Annotated in this window: 25 protein-coding genes; all 25 read right to left on the bottom strand. The window is 57.0% G+C overall.

Annotation, left to right across the window (positions count from 1 at the left end):
• Positions 1-99: 99 nt before the first annotated feature.
• On the bottom strand, positions 100-831 hold the full coding sequence (gene traT, locus IAE48_RS10775; protein WP_200134334.1) for a complement resistance protein TraT: 732 nt from the start codon (positions 829-831) through the stop codon (positions 100-102).
• Positions 832-991: 160 nt separating this feature from the next.
• Entirely contained in the window at positions 992-1,570 is a 579-nt protein-coding gene (locus IAE48_RS10770) for a hypothetical protein (RefSeq protein ID WP_200134333.1), read from the bottom strand.
• A gap of 2 nt (positions 1,571-1,572) precedes the next feature.
• Entirely contained in the window at positions 1,573-4,944 is a 3,372-nt protein-coding gene (traG, locus tag IAE48_RS10765) for a conjugal transfer mating-pair stabilization protein TraG (protein ID WP_200134332.1), read from the bottom strand.
• Positions 4,944-6,308 (bottom strand): conjugal transfer pilus assembly protein TraH, encoded by a 1,365-nt coding sequence (gene traH / locus IAE48_RS10760; RefSeq protein ID WP_200134331.1) that lies wholly within the window; start codon positions 6,306-6,308, stop codon positions 4,944-4,946. The genes traG and traH overlap by 1 nt, the downstream gene beginning before the upstream one ends.
• On the bottom strand, positions 6,301-6,681 hold the full coding sequence (locus IAE48_RS10755) for a hypothetical protein (protein ID WP_200134330.1): 381 nt from the start codon (positions 6,679-6,681) through the stop codon (positions 6,301-6,303). The genes traH and IAE48_RS10755 overlap by 8 nt, the downstream gene beginning before the upstream one ends.
• Positions 6,681-6,809, bottom strand: coding sequence for a hypothetical protein (locus IAE48_RS24215; protein ID WP_255564461.1), 129 nt, complete (start codon positions 6,807-6,809; stop codon positions 6,681-6,683). The genes IAE48_RS10755 and IAE48_RS24215 overlap by 1 nt, the downstream gene beginning before the upstream one ends.
• 17 nt (positions 6,810-6,826) lie before the next feature.
• On the bottom strand, positions 6,827-7,426 hold the full coding sequence (gene trbB / locus IAE48_RS10750; protein ID WP_200134329.1) for an F-type conjugal transfer protein TrbB: 600 nt from the start codon (positions 7,424-7,426) through the stop codon (positions 6,827-6,829).
• The gene (locus IAE48_RS10745) at positions 7,416-7,643 is read right to left on the bottom strand and encodes a hypothetical protein (RefSeq protein ID WP_233631545.1); all 228 of its coding nucleotides are present in this window, start codon (positions 7,641-7,643) and stop codon (positions 7,416-7,418) included. Before IAE48_RS10745 ends, trbB begins: the two co-directional genes overlap by 11 nt.
• Positions 7,640-8,008 carry a hypothetical protein gene (locus tag IAE48_RS10740; RefSeq protein ID WP_200134328.1) on the bottom strand — a complete coding sequence of 123 codons (369 nt, stop codon included), beginning with the start codon at positions 8,006-8,008 and terminating at the stop codon, positions 7,640-7,642. The genes IAE48_RS10745 and IAE48_RS10740 overlap by 4 nt, the downstream gene beginning before the upstream one ends.
• A 133-nt stretch (positions 8,009-8,141) precedes the next feature.
• Positions 8,142-8,567, bottom strand: a complete 426-nt coding sequence (locus IAE48_RS10735) for a hypothetical protein (RefSeq protein ID WP_200134327.1) — start codon at positions 8,565-8,567, stop codon at positions 8,142-8,144.
• Between the two features lie 22 nt (positions 8,568-8,589).
• Positions 8,590-8,973 carry a hypothetical protein gene (locus tag IAE48_RS10730; protein WP_200134326.1) on the bottom strand — a complete coding sequence of 128 codons (384 nt, stop codon included), beginning with the start codon at positions 8,971-8,973 and terminating at the stop codon, positions 8,590-8,592.
• Between the two features lie 10 nt (positions 8,974-8,983).
• The gene (gene traF / locus IAE48_RS10725) at positions 8,984-9,766 is read right to left on the bottom strand and encodes a type-F conjugative transfer system pilin assembly protein TraF (RefSeq protein WP_200134325.1); all 783 of its coding nucleotides are present in this window, start codon (positions 9,764-9,766) and stop codon (positions 8,984-8,986) included.
• The gene (traN, locus tag IAE48_RS10720; protein ID WP_200134324.1) at positions 9,763-11,604 is read right to left on the bottom strand and encodes a type-F conjugative transfer system mating-pair stabilization protein TraN; all 1,842 of its coding nucleotides are present in this window, start codon (positions 11,602-11,604) and stop codon (positions 9,763-9,765) included. The genes traF and traN overlap by 4 nt, the downstream gene beginning before the upstream one ends.
• Entirely contained in the window at positions 11,601-12,209 is a 609-nt protein-coding gene (trbC, locus tag IAE48_RS10715; RefSeq protein WP_200134323.1) for a type-F conjugative transfer system pilin assembly protein TrbC, read from the bottom strand. Before trbC ends, traN begins: the two co-directional genes overlap by 4 nt.
• Positions 12,210-12,217: 8 nt before the next feature.
• Positions 12,218-13,216 (bottom strand): conjugal transfer pilus assembly protein TraU, encoded by a 999-nt coding sequence (gene traU / locus IAE48_RS10710; protein WP_200134322.1) that lies wholly within the window; start codon positions 13,214-13,216, stop codon positions 12,218-12,220.
• A complete protein-coding gene (locus tag IAE48_RS10705) occupies positions 13,201-13,548 on the bottom strand; it encodes a hypothetical protein (protein WP_200134321.1) in 348 nt (115 codons plus the stop codon). Before IAE48_RS10705 ends, traU begins: the two co-directional genes overlap by 16 nt.
• A 62-nt stretch (positions 13,549-13,610) precedes the next feature.
• Positions 13,611-13,823: a hypothetical protein gene (locus tag IAE48_RS10700; protein WP_200134320.1), complete on the bottom strand. Its 213-nt coding sequence runs from the start codon at positions 13,821-13,823 to the stop codon at positions 13,611-13,613.
• A gap of 12 nt (positions 13,824-13,835) precedes the next feature.
• Positions 13,836-14,909: a hypothetical protein gene (locus IAE48_RS10695; RefSeq protein WP_200134319.1), complete on the bottom strand. Its 1,074-nt coding sequence runs from the start codon at positions 14,907-14,909 to the stop codon at positions 13,836-13,838.
• A complete protein-coding gene (locus IAE48_RS10690; RefSeq protein WP_094419030.1) occupies positions 14,906-15,154 on the bottom strand; it encodes a hypothetical protein in 249 nt (82 codons plus the stop codon). The genes IAE48_RS10695 and IAE48_RS10690 overlap by 4 nt, the downstream gene beginning before the upstream one ends.
• A gap of 425 nt (positions 15,155-15,579) precedes the next feature.
• Complete coding sequence (traW, locus tag IAE48_RS10685) at positions 15,580-16,215, bottom strand: type-F conjugative transfer system protein TraW (RefSeq protein ID WP_200134318.1); 636 nt, start codon at positions 16,213-16,215, stop codon at positions 15,580-15,582.
• A complete protein-coding gene (gene trbI, locus IAE48_RS10680; protein WP_370569008.1) occupies positions 16,212-16,634 on the bottom strand; it encodes a type-F conjugative transfer system protein TrbI in 423 nt (140 codons plus the stop codon). Before trbI ends, traW begins: the two co-directional genes overlap by 4 nt.
• Positions 16,631-19,273 (bottom strand): type IV secretion system protein TraC, encoded by a 2,643-nt coding sequence (gene traC, locus IAE48_RS10675; RefSeq protein WP_200134316.1) that lies wholly within the window; start codon positions 19,271-19,273, stop codon positions 16,631-16,633. Before traC ends, trbI begins: the two co-directional genes overlap by 4 nt.
• A 2-nt stretch (positions 19,274-19,275) precedes the next feature.
• Positions 19,276-19,440: a hypothetical protein gene (locus IAE48_RS10670; protein ID WP_200134315.1), complete on the bottom strand. Its 165-nt coding sequence runs from the start codon at positions 19,438-19,440 to the stop codon at positions 19,276-19,278.
• Entirely contained in the window at positions 19,437-19,982 is a 546-nt protein-coding gene (traV, locus tag IAE48_RS10665) for a type IV conjugative transfer system lipoprotein TraV (RefSeq protein ID WP_200134314.1), read from the bottom strand. Before traV ends, IAE48_RS10670 begins: the two co-directional genes overlap by 4 nt.
• 50 nt (positions 19,983-20,032) lie before the next feature.
• The gene (locus tag IAE48_RS10660; RefSeq protein ID WP_200134313.1) at positions 20,033-20,923 is read right to left on the bottom strand and encodes an SPFH domain-containing protein; all 891 of its coding nucleotides are present in this window, start codon (positions 20,921-20,923) and stop codon (positions 20,033-20,035) included.
• Positions 20,924-20,929: the final 6 nt, after the last annotated feature.

Below are 20,929 nucleotides of genomic sequence, written 5' to 3'. Positions count from 1 at the left end.
CGGCAATGCACCCGACGACGCTGCGCGCGACAGGAAGGCGAAACCGGAAAGGCGTTGTTAACAGAGAAGTCAGGCAGGATGCCCGGAGGGGGAGTGGTGTTACATAATGCCGGCGATGGATTTGGCCAGCTGCGCCTCGAGCACCGGTTTTGCCTCGTCAAACTTGAGGTTAACCTTGTTGGCGTTCGAGACCACACGGGTCTGGTATTTCGCCCGGTTGCCCTGCTCTGAGCTGGTCTGGAGCTTCACACCGGAGGAGCCCTGTTTCAGCGCCGCCACATTGTCTGTGGTGACGACAGCCTTGCTGCGCTCCGAGATTTGCAGATCGGTCACCATCGTGTAGTTGACGTCCTCGACCAGCGCATCAGCCGCCATACCGACAAGGCCTGCAGCCAGCCCTGCGCCGAGTGTTGCCCCAGCGGAGCCGGTGTTATAGCCCGTAATGCCCGCACCCAGGGCAGCGCCCGTCACTGCCCCTTCATAACCGGAGCTGAGGAAGCCCTGCGACTGGCGCAAATCCATTTTATCGGCCTTGAGCACGTTCGCCTGTACCCAGAAATACGCCGCGTCCGGAGAGGCTGACACCTGATACCCTTTTGCGGTGAGTTCTGAGGCAATTTTTGTCTGCAGCCCCGACATATCTTTGTCCGACGTATTTCGCACCTGAATAAACACCGTTCTTTCAGAGGCAGGTTCAAGCCAGATGGTTTCACTCATTTGCGTTCTGACGTCCAGATTACGCTTTTTAACTGCAGTGCTCATGGCACCGCAGCCGCTGAGAGCAAAAACAGACAAAGCGAGACCGCAAACTGCAATTTTATTCAGTTTCATTATAAATCCTTTAATCCGATATATTTTGAAAGCCTCAAGCAAAACCACTTGAGGATATATTTTAGAGATTTAGACGATAGATCTTAGAAAGGCAGGTGATGTTTGAGCAATGAAAAAAGCCATCCTGTTAAGATGGCTTCTTTGTTAATCAATTATTGATTTAGATTTTACGAACAAGCTTTCCTAACTTCGTAATAGCCGAAGGCAATCCATACCTTGTGAGTTCGGCACTCACAACACCTTGAGTGATGAGAAAGGTAACCACTAACAAAAACGGAGCTACGTAAAGAGCATCGCGATAAAATATAGCCAAAACTGCCAGAATTAAATTACAAGTAATGAAAAACACTCCCATTTTTGAAGCGGTTTTTTTTAGGCTGTTGATAAGTATGGATTTAGCTCTAACTTCTTTAGGTATAGATAAATATATTAAGGCTGGACCATACCAACCAACACCAATCCCTAGCCCAAAAACTAGCGTCAATGCTGAAAAAGCGAGGTTCCCTCCAATGTAATGGAATAGTGGATCCACTGTATTAAAGAGAGAGTTATCATTAGGAATGGTAAAGTTCAACAACATCATCACTACTGCTATTGCATATCCCACCAAACATATCCCAGGCCACAACATTGCTAATTTCAGCGCGTGCAAAGGAGATACAATGGGGCGATCTTTATCTTCCATACTCTGCATAAGCATGTTGATATCATTCTTTACATCGTTTTGTGTAATTACCATCGCTAATCTCCTTTATCAGCCTGCTTACGCATCTCTTCAAGCTTGGCCTTAACTTCTTCTGAATCAGCCTGCTGTGAAATAAACTTCTGGCGGCCTTTTTCACCCTCATAGCCTTCAGCAAATTTACTCTGCGCGTTGTATTCTTCTCCTTTTAATATATCACTGGATGCCTGAACAGTGGATTGTTTTTTGCCTATTTCCCCGGAAGATTTGTTGATATTTTGCTCGTTGGCAGATCTTTGTGCTGCCACGCGCTGCTGCATCTCTTCCTGTGGTGCAAAGCCCTGTCCTGCCTGCTCCTGAAGCCGTGACTGATTTTGCTGGAACGCTGTCTGCATATCCTCACCAGGCACCTTGCTACCGCGTACCTGATGGCCTGACCCCCCTGTATTCTGAGACGTTAACTGGCTGTGCCCCGTCTGCTGCTCAGTATTATGATGAGGTGTATTATTGCCGCCCCCACGTTGTATCTCATTACTGCCTGACTCACTGAATCTGCCTGAAGAATTGTTCGTAACCGGCTCTTCAGAACCATTCGCGCGTGCTTGGCTGCCCGGAGTGGTAACACCTGACACACTGCGATGCTCAGTATTCCCGTAACCGCTGATTTCATTACCTGCAGCTTGCGGCCCGGTTGTTAACGGAGCACTGCCACTTTCATTGCGATAGGTCTGGCTGCCACCCTGCAGTGTCTGCCCACCCGTTTCGCTGCCTGCCGCATGATTACCACCGCTGACAGAATGATTACCGCTTTCGCTGGCAAAGTGCTGATTGCCGGAGGATGCAGGGCTGTATGTACCGCCTTCAGACTGTCCACCGTGCGAAGACATTGCGGCATTAAGCAGCTGCGGTTCACCGGCGGTGCGGACGATGTGCTCACCGCTGAAGGCGGCGTGCTCATTGCCGCTCTGTAGATCGCTGCGCCCCTGCCCGTAGTCGCCCATAATTTCAGGCTTGAGGCGTTCATTAACAAACTCCATCGCGGCCTCCCGCGCAGTCGGGGCGCTGGTCAGCATGGACTGCGCCTTGTCACCGTAGCGGTTGGAAGCCCAGTCCACGAATTCCTGCGTATAGTTGGTATCAAGCGATGCACTCTCGTTCTGAGCAAGTGTGGCCATGCGGCTGAACTCGTTGCTGTTTGTCGAACTGGTCGTGAACTGATGGTACTGACTTTGCGCATCACTAAGCGTGGCAGCAAGCTGCTGAACGTTACTGGTGCCGGCACTTTCGGAATGGCTCGCAGACTCGTTAACACGGCTGCTGGCAACCATATCCAGGCCCTGTTTGAAGTCATTAACCATTTGCCCGTTCTTATCGTGGCGCATATCTGACGTATTGGAATTGTTTGTCTGGGTTCCATGTGAACTGCCAGTTGCACCTTTAAACTCAACTCCTCCATGCCCTTCAACACTGACACCCGTGGTCCATTTACCAACCATTCCGAGAGCCTGATCACCGCTGTTGATTTTGACGCTTGCACCTGCATTAGCACTACCTTCCATCGACTTCGACATCAGCACGTTATAGGCTTCCTGTGCCGATATATTGTTAGCCTTTGCATAGCTTTCTGCGGCTGACAACATCATGTTCGCCCCGCGAGAGGCATTCACGGCCTGGCTGTTTTCACTGCCATTGCTGATATTTTCCGTGCTGCCCGACTGTCTGGTCACCTGCTCCAGCTGTGACCAGCCACTGGTGACGCTGTGGTTGTAGCCGTCGAGCGCCGTCTGTGCCTGCACCTGCGACATGCGCGCCTGCTCCTGGAAGCCGGAGCTTGCAAGCTGGCTGAGACGCATATTCACCGGCAGGTTGGACATGGCACCGGAGCCGTCGATCACATTCTGTCCACTGGAGGTCAGGGTGTGGCTTGAGCCGTTATCTGCCTGCCAGGTCTGCTGTCCCAGACGCTGCACCATATTGGTGTCCATCTTGTTCTGGTTCAGGTTGTCCATCGACATGTTATTGAACGACCAGTTGCCGTCTGCGGTAGTGGAGGCCACGCCGGCAGAGCCAAACGCCATCGAGCTCATCACGCTGCCTGCCAGCTGCGAACCCATTGCCGCCGCCCCTTTGGTCAGGAAAAACGACAGCACCGGAATCGACATCGCGCAGTACCCGGCAAGGTTGGCGACATCGGAGTGCTGGAGCGCGACCGCATCCCGGTTGGACAGCACCAGGGGGGTTCCCCCTGTCTTTGTCTGCAGCCAGAATGTCGCGGCGTAGTTGAGGATGGCAAACATCACCGGCCACATCTGGAAGTACAGAAACCCGCCGATATACAGCTTCAGGGTGTTCAGCCCGAAGAGACTGTGGTTTGCCGCTGCCAGCGCGATGACCAGCGGGAACAGGCAGACCAGGATCAGCATCATGAGTGACTGCAGGAACGGTAACTGCCGCGTGGCCAGTGTGCTCCCTGCCGCCCAGCTGAGGCGCTGCTTCGTGGCCGCACTTTCGGTGGCCAGATTCAGCAGGTTCGCGGTGTCCGATGAGCGGGCTGCAAAGCCGCGGATGCCCTGACGGATGGCAGAGTTAGTCACGTTGTTTTTCATGATCTGCGCCGCACTCATCCCGCCGGCATAGAAGAAGCCGTAACTTTCGTTCATCGCGTTGGCCAGCATCACCGCCCCGTTCATCCGGTTCCCGAAGATGCGCTGCGTGAGCATGGAAAAGGTCGGGCTGGTCAGCTGACTGTCCTGGCCTGCGAGCGTCTGGATCTGTGAGGCAGCCTGCTGACAGGTCAGAAACTCACGGTTCGTGGAGGTGGTTTTGAAAATCCCCCGCAGCGGGCTGGGGTTACTGGTGATAAGCCCCAGCGGGTCAGTGGTGTTCAGCAGCTGGTTCACGGTGTATTTGTGGTTCAACAGGATATCGCCGATGACGCAGTTCTCCACGTAGTCAGGCAGCATCTGCGCCAGCTCCGGGTTCTGCGTCTGGATGTCGCTGCTTTCCGCCACGATACCGGACCCGAACAGCATGCCGGTTTTGGTGTAGGTCACCGAGTCCGGACGCGCCATCATGTAGTCGTAAAGCTGCGCAACCCGGTACCCGATCCCGGTTGTCACCGAGGCAATGCCGGCCAGCCCCACCGGCACGTTATCGGTCACCCACACGGCCGCCGGATCGGTGATATCAATAATCTGAACCGAGCGCTTCGGCACAAGCAGCACAGAGGTGATCAGCATGAATATCGCCAGCCACTGCACGAACACCATCGGGTTACGGCTTTTGGTGAACGTTGCCAGCACGCCGAGCACCGAGAAAGTACCTGCGATACGCAGCAGGGTGCTCCAGGTCCCGGTGCCGAGGATGCCGACGACTGCGTCAAACGCAGACTTCCACATCCCGCCACCGTAGATGGTATAGATTTCAAGCATCAGGGATTCCCCCACTTGTAGTTGCTTTGGTATGAGCCGGAAACGATGGTTGAGACCTGCTGCTGCAGGTACTGCATGTTGCGGTCGATGCCGTCCAGCGCATTCTGGTCAGCTGCTGACTGGAGTTTCATGTCAGCCAGCAGTCCCTGAGCATGGAGTACGTTGTCGCGCAGTTTTGAGGCCGCTTCTTCTGGCCAGTTTTTCCCGGCCATCGATAGCGAGGCCTGCTTGACCAGCTCCTGGAGGTACTGAATCATCAGGTCCTGGGCAATGAAGTCACTGACCTGCAACAGATATGTCGCACTCTGGCCCATACTCTGGGCGTTGGTGAGATACTTCAGCACGGGCACAGAGGTGGTGTTCACAAAGCCCTTTTCCTGATCCGACAGCGGGGTGTCATTGACCAGTTTCGACTGCATCGAGAGCATCAGGTTTTTCACCAGCGTGACCAGCCCGTTCTGCTCCTGAACGTTGATGCTCACCACCACCGGCGTCAGGCATACCGACTCTTCATCGCAGCCATACACCTTCGCAGTCCCGCCCCGCATCAGCACCTTGACCAGGTCGCGGTTATCAACCAGCGGCGTCAGGATGGTTACCTGCCCTTCCTTATTAAAGATGATGGAGCCGACAGCACTCATGACCAGCTCTTTCAGCTGGCGGTTGTTGTCAAAAAGCCGGTTGCGGCTGAGGGCATCCCAGATAAGGTTTTTGTTTTTCAGGACCTGATCCTTGTCCTTGTCGCTGGCACGGCTCGTCACACTGTCACTCTTGCCGCCCACGGTGCATCCCTGACGGGAGGCTGCCCAGTCCGCGAACATGTTGCTTTCGCCAGCGATGTCCTGGCAGATTTTCTGCTGGGAGACCTGGGTGACCGGCCACAGACCGCCGATAATGCCCTGCGCGGCCTGACACGAACTCATGTTCATGGTGTTGACGTCGTTGGCCAGCTTCTGCAGGAAGTCCTTTGCCTGCTTCAGCTCCGGCACCATCGTCTGCAGCGCGAGGTCGAAGGCGTAGCCCTGGGCGTTACTCATGATTTGCTTCACGAAGCGCTGAATTTCTTCACCGCTGATCATGGAGAAGGAGCCGAGATAGGCATCGATACCGCCGCAGCCGGCGTTCAGGGACGGCACCTGCATCGAGATAAGCTGGACGTTCTTGACCGGGTTGCGCAGGTAAACCGAGCCGCCGGTGAAGTACCCGGCGGCCTGCCCCTGCCACGCCTGCGCCTGGGTGACGTTGCCACTGTAGCCGAGGCTGCCAAAGAAGCCGTTGAGATCGCCGTTCACGTCAGCCTGTGCGGGTGTGATGACCATGCCGGTCAGGAAGACGGCTGCTGCCGTCAGGAGAGGCTTAATCATGGATATTCTCCTGCACAGCGGGCTGACGTGTGAGACGGCGGTGAAGCACGCCGGCGAATTCTCTGGCCGCCATCACCAGGACACTGAGGCAGAGCAGCACCAGAACCCCGATCAGAAACGACAGCACCATGTAGTCCGGGTAGTGAATGAGGATGGAAAGCGTAAACTGCTCGCCGCGCGTCACATCCGGGCACAGTGACATCAGCGTTTCCAGTGTGAGGCCGGTGCATCGCAGGTAAACGACATGCACGACAAGCAGAAAAATCGCCGCACTCAGCAGTCGCCAGAAGGCTTTCTCTGTGGCGACTTTTCCCGGCTCGTCGCTCATCATGATCTTCATAACAGCAATTAACCCTGTTCTGAGCCTGTTCATTACGCGCACTCCTTCAGTTGCTGAGCATCCGTAAATCGGGCATCGCGTGGATCGTCGACCGGAAACGCCCTGCTGTCCTGCAGGCATGCGCGACCGGTACGCGGTGAAGCATACGGTGTTGTAGTCATTCTGTTTTCCGTGTGTATTACTGAGGCGTTACCTGCGCGTTTGCCGGCAGCGGGGGAAGTGACTGTGGATCAATCTGGTCCATATCAGCCTGAATCAGGCTGGCGTAGCGGCTTTCCAGCGTGCCGATATCCATCACCCCCTGCGTCAGCGGGTAGGCCCGCAGGGTGTGGACGTTAACCATGAACGCAGTCGGTGTGGCAATGGGCAGCCCGTTGCCAAAGAACGTCATGATTTCATCCGCCAGGGGCAGAACCGGATCGCTTTTGCGAGGAATCAGCGGCACCGGAAACGCAGCATCGCCGCCGCCATCCAGCGTGTAGGGATACACCCGGATATTGTGCTGGTCGGCCCAGCTCTTCAGGTCAGGGTCAAACTTCGCGCTGTACTGGCAGTGTGCCTGCATGAAGACGACCACCGCGTAATCCGCCATGTTGACGCGGCGGCCGTCAGGCAGCTGCATCAGGCTCTGCGGGTCGGCCGGTTTTACCGGCGTCTCTGTCGCGGGTTGCTGCTGTGTGATTTTTGCCGCATCGAGGGCAGCAATTTCATCCCGCGCACCGGCGCTGGCCAGCAGGGGAAACAGCAGTAAAAGCGCGGTCAGGGCATTACTTTTCATCCTGCACCTCCGGGATAACATCATGGCGGTGTCGCCAGTGCCACCACCTGTTACCGGCCAGAAGCAGCGCAGAGAGCGCCATCAGGAGATAGCCTCCCCACAGGCACATTAACTGGGTAAGCCAGGGGTATGCCCCGGTGATATCGCTGAGGCACTTGAACATGATGCCGGCAAAGAAAATGACGACAATCTCAGACAGGGAGAACGCTTTCATCATTTCACCTCTGCCGTTTTTTTATTCTTCTTTGCCATCAGAAGATGAATGAGGCCGCCGGCAAGCAGCAGTGCTTCGATGACGCATAACGGCACCCACAGGCGTTGTTTTTTCACTGTAATGAGGACGGCACTGATATTTTCTGACACGGTGACGGGCACGACCACTTCTGGAGCAAGACACCCCGAATGGCTGACAGGGCACATCTCAGCGTAGGCATCACGCACTTGCCAGAGAGTGGCGGTATCGGTCAGTGCATATGAAACGTATTCAGACAGCCAGATACTGAGCATCAGTCCGGCAGGCAAAAAGAAGAAAAACAGGAGCGAGTTTTCCAGTATCCAGGAAAACCATTGAGGAAGTTTCATGAAATGCCTCGTTTAGCAGGTAACGAAATGAGTGTTGAACAGGAGAAACAGACAGCACACCGACCGGCACTCAGTGCATGCAGGGCGGTGTCAGCTGAAAGTTGAATCTCAGAGGGACAATGGTTTCATGGTGCTATTCCTTCTCCTGCAAAGTCTTACGCAATGATTTCACCTTCCGGCCTGCCCACTCAGCGGCCTCCGGAACGCCAGGCTTACTGCCCAAAATGCGTATCAGACGATCCACATTTTTCTGCCAAGCAATGGCATCAACGGCCGCGCGCTCACACCTGACGTCCGGCGGCGCTGCAGCGATACCGTTCCCCTGTGGCATAACCTTTTCAACGGGCGTGCTGAGGGGCGGTGCACAACCCCATATTTTTCCGGGCGGGGCGTCCACGACCAGATCGCGGGCGGCATCCAGAAACGTACCGGTAACAGAGTTATTGAACGTAAGCAGCATAAAAAGGAGGAACAGAACCAGTGACGGCGCGGTGACTAAACTGAACCAGGCAGCACGCCAGCAGGCGCGCAGGCTCCGGGCAGCACGGTATGTACTCATGGGTAATCCTCAGAAGAAAGGGTCAGTGACCTTCACGCCGGTTAACAGATGAAGGCATGTTTAACAGGCACCACACGGGAAAATTCAGTAGCGCGATAAGCAGGTAAAATTTCACCAGGAACCGATCGCCCTTCAGGATGAAATCTGACTCAGGCGTGGCGGGCTGCAGACACGGTCGCGGCCACGGGTCGTCCAGCGGCACCACCGCGCAGTCATGGCTGACAGGGTGTGCGGGTGTCACGGGCACTGTCTCGCTGAACGTTCTCGCCGCGCTGACGAAAAACGCCGACGGCGACGGAACGGACAGCACCAGTGCCAGCAGTAAGATGCCGGGGGCAGTGATAAAGCAGAAAAACACCGCCTGAAGCCCCGACAAAATATTTCCGGCGATCCGGATTTTATTCACGGGAGACTCCTCAGAAGTTGGGTTTAAAGCCGGTGGAGACATTCAGGAAGCGCTTCGCCAGGTCATCCTGGGTCATGAAGCCGTAGACCAGCGGCTGGAAGTTGCGGCTGCGCGGGTCAACCAGAAACAGTGCCGGGAAGTGCGTGATACGCATGGCCTGTATCTGCCCGTTGTCCGGGCGACTGTCCGGAAGCGACGGTGCCACCTGCCCGTCAACCGAGACCGGAATGAGGGACAGATGGTTAATCTTCGCAAAATCGGCCACCACACCGGCCATCTGCGCATCGATCGGGTCACTGCCCTGGTAGAAGTAAAAGAGCCCGTACTGCTGCCCCATCTTCGCAATCGCCTCCTGACGCTGCGCCTGATCGCGGGACTGTACCAGCGGTGCCATGCTGTTGTAGTGCGGGAACTCCAGGTTGTAGTCCAGCTCCGGGTGCGTCAGCTGCGCGGCGGCAAACGACTGGCTGAACATGCTGCTGCGGTCGGTCCAGAACTTCTGCCACTTGAGGTACGTGGCCGTGTTCTCCCGCGTCGGGTACAGGATGGCGCGGTTAAGCGCCTCCATCGTGTACTGACGCAGCACCTTCGCCTGCTCCTGCGCCGTCATTTTGCTCAGGTCCGGCACGCGCGGCTTCTGGGGCTGAGGCTGAACCGGCGGCGACGCGGGGGCTTTTTTCGGCTCGTTGTACCAGGACCATCCCGTGAACGGCGTTGCCGGCGTGACAATCTCCTCAGCGAATGCCGGGAGTACCATCAGCATCAGCAACAGGGAAATACAGCGGCGCATCATTTTGTGCCTCCTGTCTGTTTCACCTGCGCGGCGATGCGGTCTTTCACCTGCTGCACCATCACCGACGAACTGGGGACTTTCTGGTTAGCCATCAGGTACTCGTAGAAGTCAGCGAAGTTGATCCGGTCAAAATCGATGCCCTGCAGCTGGGGAACGGTGATGCCGCCGCAGTCGGGGCTGCTGCCGCTGCCGAAACCGACACCCAGCTGATCGCGTCGTCCCTGCTCCTGGATGATGCGCGCCAGCTTGCCGTCAAACACGCAGTACACTTTGCTTTTCTGCACGCACTGCCCGAGCACTTCATGGTCACAGCGTTCGCCCACGCTGACGGTGATTTTCTTCGCTTTTGCTTTCCCCAGCGCCAGCTCATCGTCATTACAGGCGGACAGCCCCGCATCCTGCCCCCAGCCGCTGTCCTTGCAGCAGTTGGAGAAGCCCGCAAACGCCTTACGACAGCTCATCGCCTTACCGGTGAAGGCTTTGACATTTATCTGATCGTCCTTCACATCGGCGGCGGCCGAGGCGAGACCGGCCAGTTTGGCCACGGCGGTATCAAACCCGCTGTCACCCGCGCCATCGGTGTCACTGCAGTTCCCGGACTTACAGAAGTACGTCCCGCCGCAGATAAGCCCGGTGGAGGAGAAGTTGCGCTGGCACTCGTAGTTCACCACCTCATGCTCACAGTACGCGCCGGTGCCGGTCTGGCACTGCGTTCCGGTAACGGTGCAGGCGGGGTTATTCATCAGCGAAGCGCAGGTGCCGTTCGAGCCGGTTTTCTGCAGGTACTGGTCTTCATACTCCCAGCAGTCGCTGTAAACCTGCTGCGTCTCGCCGTCGATTACCACGGGGCGGTTACCGCCGGGCACGGTGCAGACGCTGGAAACCGGGACGGCACCGTTCCTGTCGAAGCCGCAGGTTTCACGCCAGACCACTTTCGGTACGCTGCTGGTTTTTTTCACCCGGATGACCAGGGAGATTTTCAGCTGCACATGCCGGTTCTTGAAGGTCTGGCTGCCTGATCCGGAGTGAATACTGTGCTGATGTTTTGAGGTGAACGCCACGCCGGCCGTCAGCGTGGCGGGAACCGGGGTGAACGCCACATCCTGCGCGCTGCCCTTGTTGTGCCAGGGGATTTCCGCCCCCAGGACAGAGATGTTCATGTAAAAGCGCGGCTTGTTCCCTAACCGGTCTGACCAGGTGTATGTGGCGCGGACAATCTCGCCGGTGACGGTCGGCACAATGGTGACGATATTCATGCCGTTGATCTCCTGCACCGGCTGCTGACTCATTTCATACTCCACCGTCTGTGTTTCCCAGGTGGTGCCGCTGCCATCCACCTCAACGGTCGCGCTGCGTTTACAGCTCTGGTTCACCCACACATCCCGCTCGCAGGTGTATTTGTCGAACACGGATTTGGTGACCGTGCCCGGCTGACACTGCTGCGGATTACCGGTGCCGTTGACGATATTGTCAGCAGCGCCTTCCGCGTTCTTGCCGGCGGTGATGAAGGGGGCTTTCGGGTCAATCACCGGCAGCGGGTTTTTCGTGCCGGCATCGATGACGGCCTGCCCGGCCCCGCTGTTCTGCAGCGCCTGCTGGCCTTTACTGTTCAGGCCACCGTCGCCGCCGGACACGCCGCCGTAGTAGCCCGTTTCGGGCGGGCTGGCGGTATACCCCGGAATACTGCCCTGCACCGTGCCGGGGTTTTTCAGGGACGAGGTGCCCTGTGAGGCCTGTCCCTTACCAAAGCCGGCCCCGGCACTCCATGCATCCTGATTCGCATCCGCACGGACCAGACCACTGGCAAGCAGTGCCAGAAGAAAAATGACCGGTTTCATCGGGCGGCCTCCAGCAGCTGGCGTGCCGTGGCGGCACAGTCACCGTCAGATGCCACCTTCTCCAGTGCCTGCTGCAGCGGGAGACTGCCGCGAATGACGTCGTAATGGCCCGGACAGGTGACAACCAGTGCGGGTACAGCGGTGATGTGATAGTCGCTGTACAGCGTCGGATCTATCTGGACGCCGATGTCCTTGTCCTCTTTTGCCAGCTCAAACATGGCCGCCGCGGTCTGGCGGAAATCATTGTTGCGAAGCCCGCGCAGGGTGGCCGGGATGTTCAGGCGGTGAGCATCCTTCAGCATCGGCACCAGGCCTTCACGCGGCAGCCCCAGGCTGACAAAGTAAATGGCCGGAAAGGTCTTTTTCTCACCGTCAGGATGTTCTGCTGCGATCCCCTGCTGAAGACGCGACATCAGGTCCTGCTGCTGCGCCGGCAGCGTCATCGTCTGCCCGGACAGCGTGTCCTTGAATGCCTGTAAGTTATCCTGCTGCTGTTTCATCCACGCCCGGTCACGGGCGGAAACGTCAGCCTGCTCACTGGCTGCGGCGCAATGGCAGAGCACCAGGCTGCCGGCAAGCAGCGCCCGGAAAAGAGTATTTTTCATGGAAGACCTCAGAGAAAGACGCAGTTACGTTTACGCCAGAGGAGATACCCGAAGTTTTTCTTCGACGACGGGGCGTTGTGGGACGTGCCCCAGAGCTGCGTACTGGCCCCGAACGGGTGGCAGTTTGACGCCTCCGGCAGCATGTTCACCATCTGATAGCGCCAGCGCTCTTTGGGAATAATGGGGGACGGGTACTGGTTACAGACGGCGTTGTTGGCACCGATCGAGTTCCAGACCAGCCCTTCCCGGTGCATTTTGAACGCCATGCGCTCGGTCACCAGAACTGACGTCTCCAGCGGTGAAAACTCCCCGGTGGTATACCCGGTCAGGGGATACATCGACCCCTGCGCCCCGGCGCACCAGAACAGCGGCGACAGCGGCAGGCCGGCGGATGCGGCAGCGGCATCTGCCGAACAGGCGGCCTGAGCCACCAGGTTGCCGAAGAGCGCGGCCTCCGGGTTAATCAGCATCGAGAGCGTACTGTCATTCCAGAGGGGATCGACCTCGGAGAGGTAGGCGATATCCATGTCCCCGGTCTGCAGGCAGCCGATACTGGTGATGATATTCAGCCACCATATCAGCGGGTATTTGTACCAGTGAACATGGTAGAACGCGCCGGCAGCGGGTCTGTCGCTCTGTCCGGCCGTTCCGGTCCCGGTACGCCCCAGATCGATTTTAAATCCGCCCATATTGACCATCACGCCCGGCTCGCGGGTCACGTCCGTCATGGCCATCGGCTCCCAGAAACCAATGGCCAGCCCGACGCGGTACAGCACCCCGACCGGGCATATCTGCAGCGGACTGGACGGGTTACTGGTGTCAGGCTGTGGCCCGGAGGCCAGTTTTATGTTGCCGAGCGTCATGGGAAACAGACACTTCCAGCACACGTCCGTGATGGGGTTCACCCAGCGTCCTTCCTCGGCATTACTGGCGGATGACACGGGCAGTGCCGTGCCGGTAAGGACAATACCGAGCAGAAAGAAGACCGCCCTCAGCCTGCGTCGCATGGCACCTCCCGGCGGCGCAGCCAGATACAGGCGGGACCGTAATCCTCGTCGTCGAATATCGCGCCGGTAAACCAGCCCTCACCTGCAGGTACGGGCGGCGTCCAGTATGAAATATCGGCGTTGCGTGCATATGCCTGCGCCGCCGGCGTGTCATCATCGGCATCCAGACAGACCAGGGTGTCCTCCAGGCCATTGCTGACCAGCCAGTGGTCATATTCAGCCTGCGGGACGCAGTCCCGGTCACGGTAAAATGCAGTCAGTGCGGGGTGGCACCAGTAGCCGTCAGGTGTGCGGACAACCGGCACCGGCCCGACAGATTCAGGAAGGTTCATGTTATGCCTCAGCGGGGTATGCCACGGCCACCGGACGGCGGGAGGGCGGATAAAAGGGGAAATCAGTCGTTTGGCGCGGCTTCGATAATCAGCTGCTCACGCGCGGTTTTGTCCATCCGGCGCAGCCCCAGAATGGCGGCGCGGATGACTACAGAGGTTTTGTAGAGCGGGTTTTCGCCGAGGATCTCTTTCAGACAGGCATCGGAATCCGCGTTATGTCTGACGGAAGAGATGATCAATCTGTGTGCCCCGCTCCGTTCAGGGTCTTTAAGCATGGGTCCACCTTTTCAGGCTGTTTTGTACATGGTTTCAGGAACGTGCGCCGTGAATCCGTAACCCGCATCACCGTTAACTTCAACGTCCTCCGCGCTCCCGCAGTTCATTTTAAAAATCGCCTTCTGCAGCAGGTTGGCCATAGTGCCCCGGTCATCCTGAGCCGTCCCCTGGACGATGATCCGGGCAACAAAACGCCCCGGAGCTGGCGCAGCGTCCTTTATCTCGAGTAACGCCGGGGGCAACACCATCATGCCGGTCTGCGGAAAGAAGCCCGCGCCGTCGTTACAGAGACGGGTAGTGGCGGACCACCGGACGGGTGAGGCGTCATTGCCGGCGATACCACTGTGCTCAAACCCGCCGGTGACCGTCTGTGCTTCCACCGAAAAGAGTGAGCGGTCTTCCCGCCAGGTGCTGCCGATACGGCCCAGCGCCCGGGAGATACTGGCATACGGCACGCCTTCATCGGCCTCCACGTCCAACATCAGCTGCCAGAACATCGGCGTCGTGGGTTTTTCCGGTGTCGCAGCCCGCTGTAAGCGCCAGCCACGCTTGCGAAGGTTTTCGAGCAGCTCTTCCAGCATTCTCTCGCCGTAGCCGGTTTTCTGGCTCTGCCGGACAATGTCCGTCACCATCTCCTCCGTCTGCGCCGGTGCCCAGTATTGCTCCCGGTCACGGACAAGGGCGGCGGCAATCTGCTGCCGGTCAGCGGATGGCATGGATTGCATCGACAGCGTTCCGGGCAGCTGCCCGGTCTCCCTCGTCAGTGCATAACCGGCGTCATCAAGCGCGCGCTCCAGACTTTCCAGCATCCGGAGCATCGAACTGAGGCCGCCTTCCTGCCAGAGATAAATGGCCGTGCTGAGATCGGTCAGCGTCTCGTTTTTCGACGCTTCAACAGGGGTGCCATAGCGCCAGGCCTTTTCTTTTCCTGAGCGCTGGCGACTCATGTAAATCATTATGCCCAGCAACAGGAACAGGCAGGCAAGCATAAGCAGCGCCCAACGGTTAAAGACCTGGACTCCGCTCGCGGGTAACCCCACACCCAACATCAGCAGGAACAGTAAGGCAATGAGTATGGGTTTCATGCGCGGCTCTCCCGCTGTTTATCGAGAAAGGCGTTGATCAGAAAGTCCGTGAACCGCTCATCGCGCTTCTCTGCCTCCTTGACGATCACGCCGGTGGCGCGCTGCCAGCCCACAAAGGCTTTGGTCACGAGATGACTGGCCCAGCCATCAAGTTCAGGATAGATTTCTTTCAGTTGATTGCCGCTGACACGCAGCGGCTTAGCAGGTACCGGACCGGTACTGCTGTTCGAGTGAGTTACATTCATGTTGTCACCACGGGCAGAAATAAAAGAGGGCTTACAAGAGCGCTGGATTTTTGGTTACCAGGGTAGCTGCCTGAACATTAAACCGGTCATAAGCCACCAGGGTACGACGTACACCAGAGAATTCTTAACGACTGAGAACAGTGCAGGTTGCGGACGCCTGGACACATCTTTTGGTCCCCATCCCCTCACTGTATTCATCTGGAAAATGACCTGCGTCTGACAAAACATATACGACAACATAAAGAGAACGGGTTTTGCTGTGATGTCTTTCCAGAGAATCGCAATAACAACACACTGGATAAGAAACGTAATCACTGAGGCACATATCGACAGCCGACGGTCCTCTTCCCTGACCATACGGGCAATGAGCCATACCTGCAGCGGTGTCAACAACACGGTGTAAGCTATAAGAAAATAAGTGCCATTCATTGACTCACCTCCGGTAAAGGTATTTCTTCAATTTTCAGTACCCGCCCGTCACGCGTGATACGCGCCGGGGTGTGCTCAAAACCGAATTTCGTTGTCAGGACGCCGGCCTGATCGAAGTAGATGCGCTCGTTCAGGGCATCGCTGGTTTCTTTGATGTTTCCCTTCACCAGGATGATTTTGAAATCCGTCGCGCCGGCCAGCTGCTGCTTCATCCAGGCCACCTGGTCGCGGTTGTCGCCGTCGAGAAAGTAGAGCGTCTGGCTGTAAGGCACCCGGTCAAGCGGATTCACCTGATCGCCCTTGCGGGCAATGATATTGCCCTGCATATCGGTGATGGTTTCGTTGACGGTGAAGGTGGGGTCATAACTGAAGGTGCGGTACTTTTCGGCAGGCGTCAGGCCGGCAACGGGCGGCGGCCTGACGGCGTTACGCTTAACGCGCTCAACCGCCTCGTTGCGCAGCTGGTTCAGCTCACCGCTCTGCTCCATCGACTGCAGGCGCTTCTGGATAAAAACCAGCATGTCCTGCTCCTGCGGCTCAAACACATTCCCCCAGGTGCCGAGGTCTTTTGCCCCGGCACCTGCCGTGATGCCCGCCAGGAGCATCACGGCCAGACAGCGGGTCAGATTCATTTCACCTCCCCGCCAGGAGACTGCATCCGCGCCGCGATATCGTTGCGGATTGCGGGGGTGATGTCAGGCTGCACACTCACCACGGCCGGCTGCACCAGAATCACAGCGTTATGCTTCTGCTGCCATGCGGCCAGGCTGTCGATCATGGCCTGGTTGAAACGACTGACCAGGGCTTTCGCCCTCGCCTCATCGAGTTTCTGCTGCGCAGACTGCTGGATGAAGATGTCCATCGTGCCCTTCATGTCGAACGTCACCACCTGCGGAGTTACCAGTCTGGCCATGCCCCAGGCAATGCCGGTCACAATCAGCAGCGCGCCCGCACCGCACGCCAGAAGCTTCGGCCAGCGCGACGCCATACTGCCCGCCAGCGTCACACCGTCACGCACCACCTCCGCGTCATAAGGTTTGTTATCACTCAAGCTTTTTTCGCCCATTCCTCAAGCTCCGCCAGTTCCTGACCATATTTGATGCCTGCCAGCCGGTATGCTGCCTCTTCGGAACTGGCCCCTTTTTTCTGCTCTTCCTGCATGAACGCGAAGTCCTCGCCGCGCGAACTGAACATGGCGCGCGTGACCGGGTCGACAAACAGGCGATGAAACGAACTGCGCTCGCCGATCGTGATCAACAGCGAGCTGTAGCCGGTGTCGATGGCGGGCTGGAAGTACTTGATGACCTCTTTTTCTATTTCAGTGAACTGATCGGGATATTCCGCCAGATACTGTTTGAAGGCCTTTGCATCCTGCAGGAGGGTGATTTTGGTTGCGCTGTTGTTCCAGGCCGCTTCGGCCTGCTTACTGGCGGTAAAGTCCTTGATACCCTGGGTGATGGTGATGAATGCGCCCCTGTGACGCCGCACGGTACGGTAGCCGGTCTCAATAAAGGCGGCAGCGTGCGGGTTAGAGCCACCGAGCAGTCGCCAGGCCTCATCGATGATGGCCACTTTTTTGATGTTACGTGGGCTGTGATACATCTTTTCCTGAATCGCCAGAATGAGCGAGAACAGGACAGCACTGAGCAGCTTCGGTTTATTTTCCAGACTGAGCATCTCCAGCACCGCGAAGCGCGTATCTTCGTCGAGCGTCGGCTTCTCTGCGTTGAAGTATTCCCCGTATGAACCCCAGCTGCAGTAGGCTTCCAGTAACAGTGCCAGCTCGGCAAGACGGGCCACAATCGTTGGTCGTTCCTGAAACGCGTTGTTGACCTCCGGGCTGGTGAGATAGGCATGGACGTCATCGATGCGCGCCCTGTTCCCTTTACTCTCCCATGCCTCGGTCACGGCTTTCTGCAGGATGGCTTCACAGACGCCGTCCAGCGCCTCTGTCGGGCTGGCCAGTACGGCAAGAAGCCGTACAATCCCCTCTGCTGAAACCCGGATATCACGGATGTTGGCAAACGGGTTAAAGCGCAGTTCGGCCCCGTCGAGGTAGACGCCCCCGGCCTGCTTACAGTAGTTTTTGTAGCTGTCGCCCATGTCGATGACCCAGCCAAATCCGCCAGAATTCAGGACATCACGCAGTACCCCCTGAACGAGAAACGATTTTCCCGCCCCGGACGTGCCTGTCACCGCAATATTCGAGTTGGTGCTGCCGTTCGCCTCATCAAACATGTCGAAGAAAGCAGTCTGGTTGCGGTAGGTCGGCAGCGGCATGCCGCGCCGTGACAGGTGACGTTCACCCACCACCGGCATCAGGTTGACGGCATTCCAGCTCTTGGCGCGCAGTGTGGCGCCGGTGGCTTTCAGGTCTTCCCACATCCCTTCCTGCATCATGAACGGCATGGAGGCCAGCCAGTTACGCATCTGCTGATACTGGATAGTGGTCAGCTCCAGCTCGTTTTTACGGAAGACGTTAACGGCGGCCAGCTCGCAGGACAGCGCATCCGCGTCATTATCCGGCGTGAACAGGGTGAGGTTGAAATAATACCGGCACAGGGACACCTCATTGGTGCCCAGCTCCATCTGCATTTTCCGCCACTCTTCCGCCTGTTTTTTTACCCCCGGAAAAAGCATGGCGTAGGCCGAGCTGGCTTTCTTGCCGAGATCCATGTTCTTGCGCAGCGCCTCACCCTGGCTCCGGGTCTGCTCTTCCAGCTCGATGGTCCAGGTCAGCATGAAGGGACAGGGGATGCCGAGGTCAGGAAAGCGCAGGTTCTGAAGGTTGTCAGCGCCCTGCCAGAGCGCAAACCGCGTCGGGTTTTTGGTTAGCTGCATGTTCACCACGCGACACGATGAGGCCGCCACGCGGGTCTGCCGGACTTCCGTTGCGTTACCGGCGTTATCCCGCATCTGCTTTTCAATGATGGTGTCCGGCAGCGCCAGGCTGATATGTGACGGGCGAACCTTGATATCGATACCCTGATCGACCACCTGACGGTTCATTTCCTCCTCGGTATTCCACTCCTCACCGGCCGGCATGACCTGTTCTGAACGGTAGTTAACAAGCTCGCGCATGAGCGAGAGGAAGTCGTTTGCTGTGGTGTTCATTGAGTCGATACGCGCGGCGTTCAGTGACACGCGGATGGTATTGCGGATCTGCTTGAGTTCATCCGTTATTTTCGGGGTGAAGTGACGAGCCTTACGGCCGTACACAATAAATAACCGGTAATTTCGCAGGTAAAGCGGATACTCCCGTTCATTGGCCAGTCCCTCCACCGCTGATTTTTCCCAGAACGCGCGGGTAATGCGGTTGAGATGTGCGGCCATCGGGCCTTTCCACATGTCTGCGCTGACGCCGCGCGAGATACGCTCCCCGACACACTTGCTGGCGACCATGATGACGGTCACCGGGGTTTTGCGTGGCAGCTTCTTGCGCAGCATGTCATCCAGCGCGGCCACCACCTGCTCGTTCGCGCCCGGCAGAGGAGCCGCTTCAACGATAAAACCCGCTGAGCCGGCATTGATAAACATGTCGTTAGCGTCATCGTAATAACGCCACGGCAGGGCCGCCGTCAGGGAAGGATAATCCCAGGTCTGCTGCAGGTTGGCTTTCGCCGTCGCGGAGCCATCTTTCTGGCCGCCCTTTTTAAGCAAATCCATCATGCTTTCAACAAAGTCAGACATTATTAATTCCTTTCATTCTGGTGCAGTTGGGCTGCGATATCGCCTGGTTGCACCAGGCCTTTCGCAACAAGGGTGTAATACAGCAGGAAGCTTTTACCGGCAGCGGGTTTCCCGGTGCAGATAACGTTGCTGGTCCGGCAGACCTGCCGTGCTGATTTGCGGCTCATTCATCGCCCTCCCCGATAACGCGGAACCCCTCATCCCAGTGAGATTTGTTTTTCACAAACTCCACGACGGCGGGCTGATGAAAGTTGTCGTCGGTGTCGACCCACGGGGCAATCCACAGGCGCTGTGTGGCGTCCGGAATACGCTGCACGGTCACACGCCCTGCGCCGCTGACAGAGCTCGCCGGCGACACATACGAGGTTGTCTGCGCAGTCTGACCGGTCAGGGTGCTGCGCACCGGTGACGGTACGGTGGCGATCGGGCGCGGGGCGATGACACCGGTTGCTGCGACAGAAACGGGGCGGGAAGAACTGACCGCCGGCGCCGTGTTACGCAGTGCCGGCAGGGTTTCACCCGCAGGCTTTTTTACGGCAGTGTCCTGACCGATGTCGTTAATGCTTTTCCCCTTTGCGGCCAGGGCATTGGCCTCAGCGGTGGTCAGGCATTTATCGGTGGCTGTGGCATTACAGTCGAAATCTGAATTCATACCGGCGCAGCCGGTCAGCGCGCTGCACAGCAGTGCAGCACCCAGTAATTTATGCATGGATGACTCCGGTTATGGGGTATGTGAGGAGGTATTTTCAGTGAATTGGATTACTTAACAGAAATGAAGGGGACGCTGCCTCCCGGAATCATCGAAGCTGGAAGTTTCCCATCCCAGCGTTCGGCTGTGGTGAGGCTTACAAGAGACGGATTATCTTTCAAAGCCTCTCCCTTAACACGGATGGCTTCGGCTTCCGCGCTACCTCTCAGGCGAATAGACTCTGATTCAGCCTTTGCCGCAGCCAGTTTACTGTCAGCTGTAGCCTGTGCCTGAGTTACCGCTATCTGCGCCTGAATCTTTTCCGTTTCGAGATTCTGTCTGCGAGTGGCTATGGCCACTTCAGCTTTCATTCTGTCTTCAATAGATTTTTCATAAGCGTCAGAAAAATCGATATTTTCAATCTGCACAGTGTCGATGACGACCGGACCTTTTACGGACTTACGCAACTCATTCTGTATGTCCAGAACAAGCCGTGCGCGATCCTGTACTGCACTGATAGCCGTATATTGTCCGAAAACATTTTCCAGCTGAGTGGGTATCTGGCGGGCAATGAGTCGGGTCTTCATATCTTCGACTGTTCTGTACCCTGCATAAACTTTCTCAACTTCAGAAGGGGGAATATGAAAGTTAACGGAAACAGTCATCTTTGCTGGTTGCTGGTCACGGCTGTATGCGCTCATGCCCTCATAGAGCATTGCTTCATTACGAACTGTTATTTTCTCCACAGATTCAATGAAGGGAATTTTAAGGCCCATACCCGGCCCGGCGACGGCCACCACCCGACCATTCCGGAGCAGGATGCCTCGTTCACCTTCATTTACGGTATAGACAGAAAAAAGGCCAATTATCAGGGCAAGGATTACTCCTGCAACTGTGAGGATAATTAGAAGGCCTTTTTTTCCCGTTATCCCGTTCACTACTGAAATTTCATTTGGTTTCATGTTATC

The sequence above is a fragment of the Kosakonia sp. S57 genome (assembly GCF_016516575.1).
GTDB lineage: Bacteria > Pseudomonadota > Gammaproteobacteria > Enterobacterales > Enterobacteriaceae > Kosakonia > Kosakonia cowanii.
Note: the sequence above shows the minus strand (reverse complement) of the source record. Positions and strands in the feature narration are given on the sequence as shown.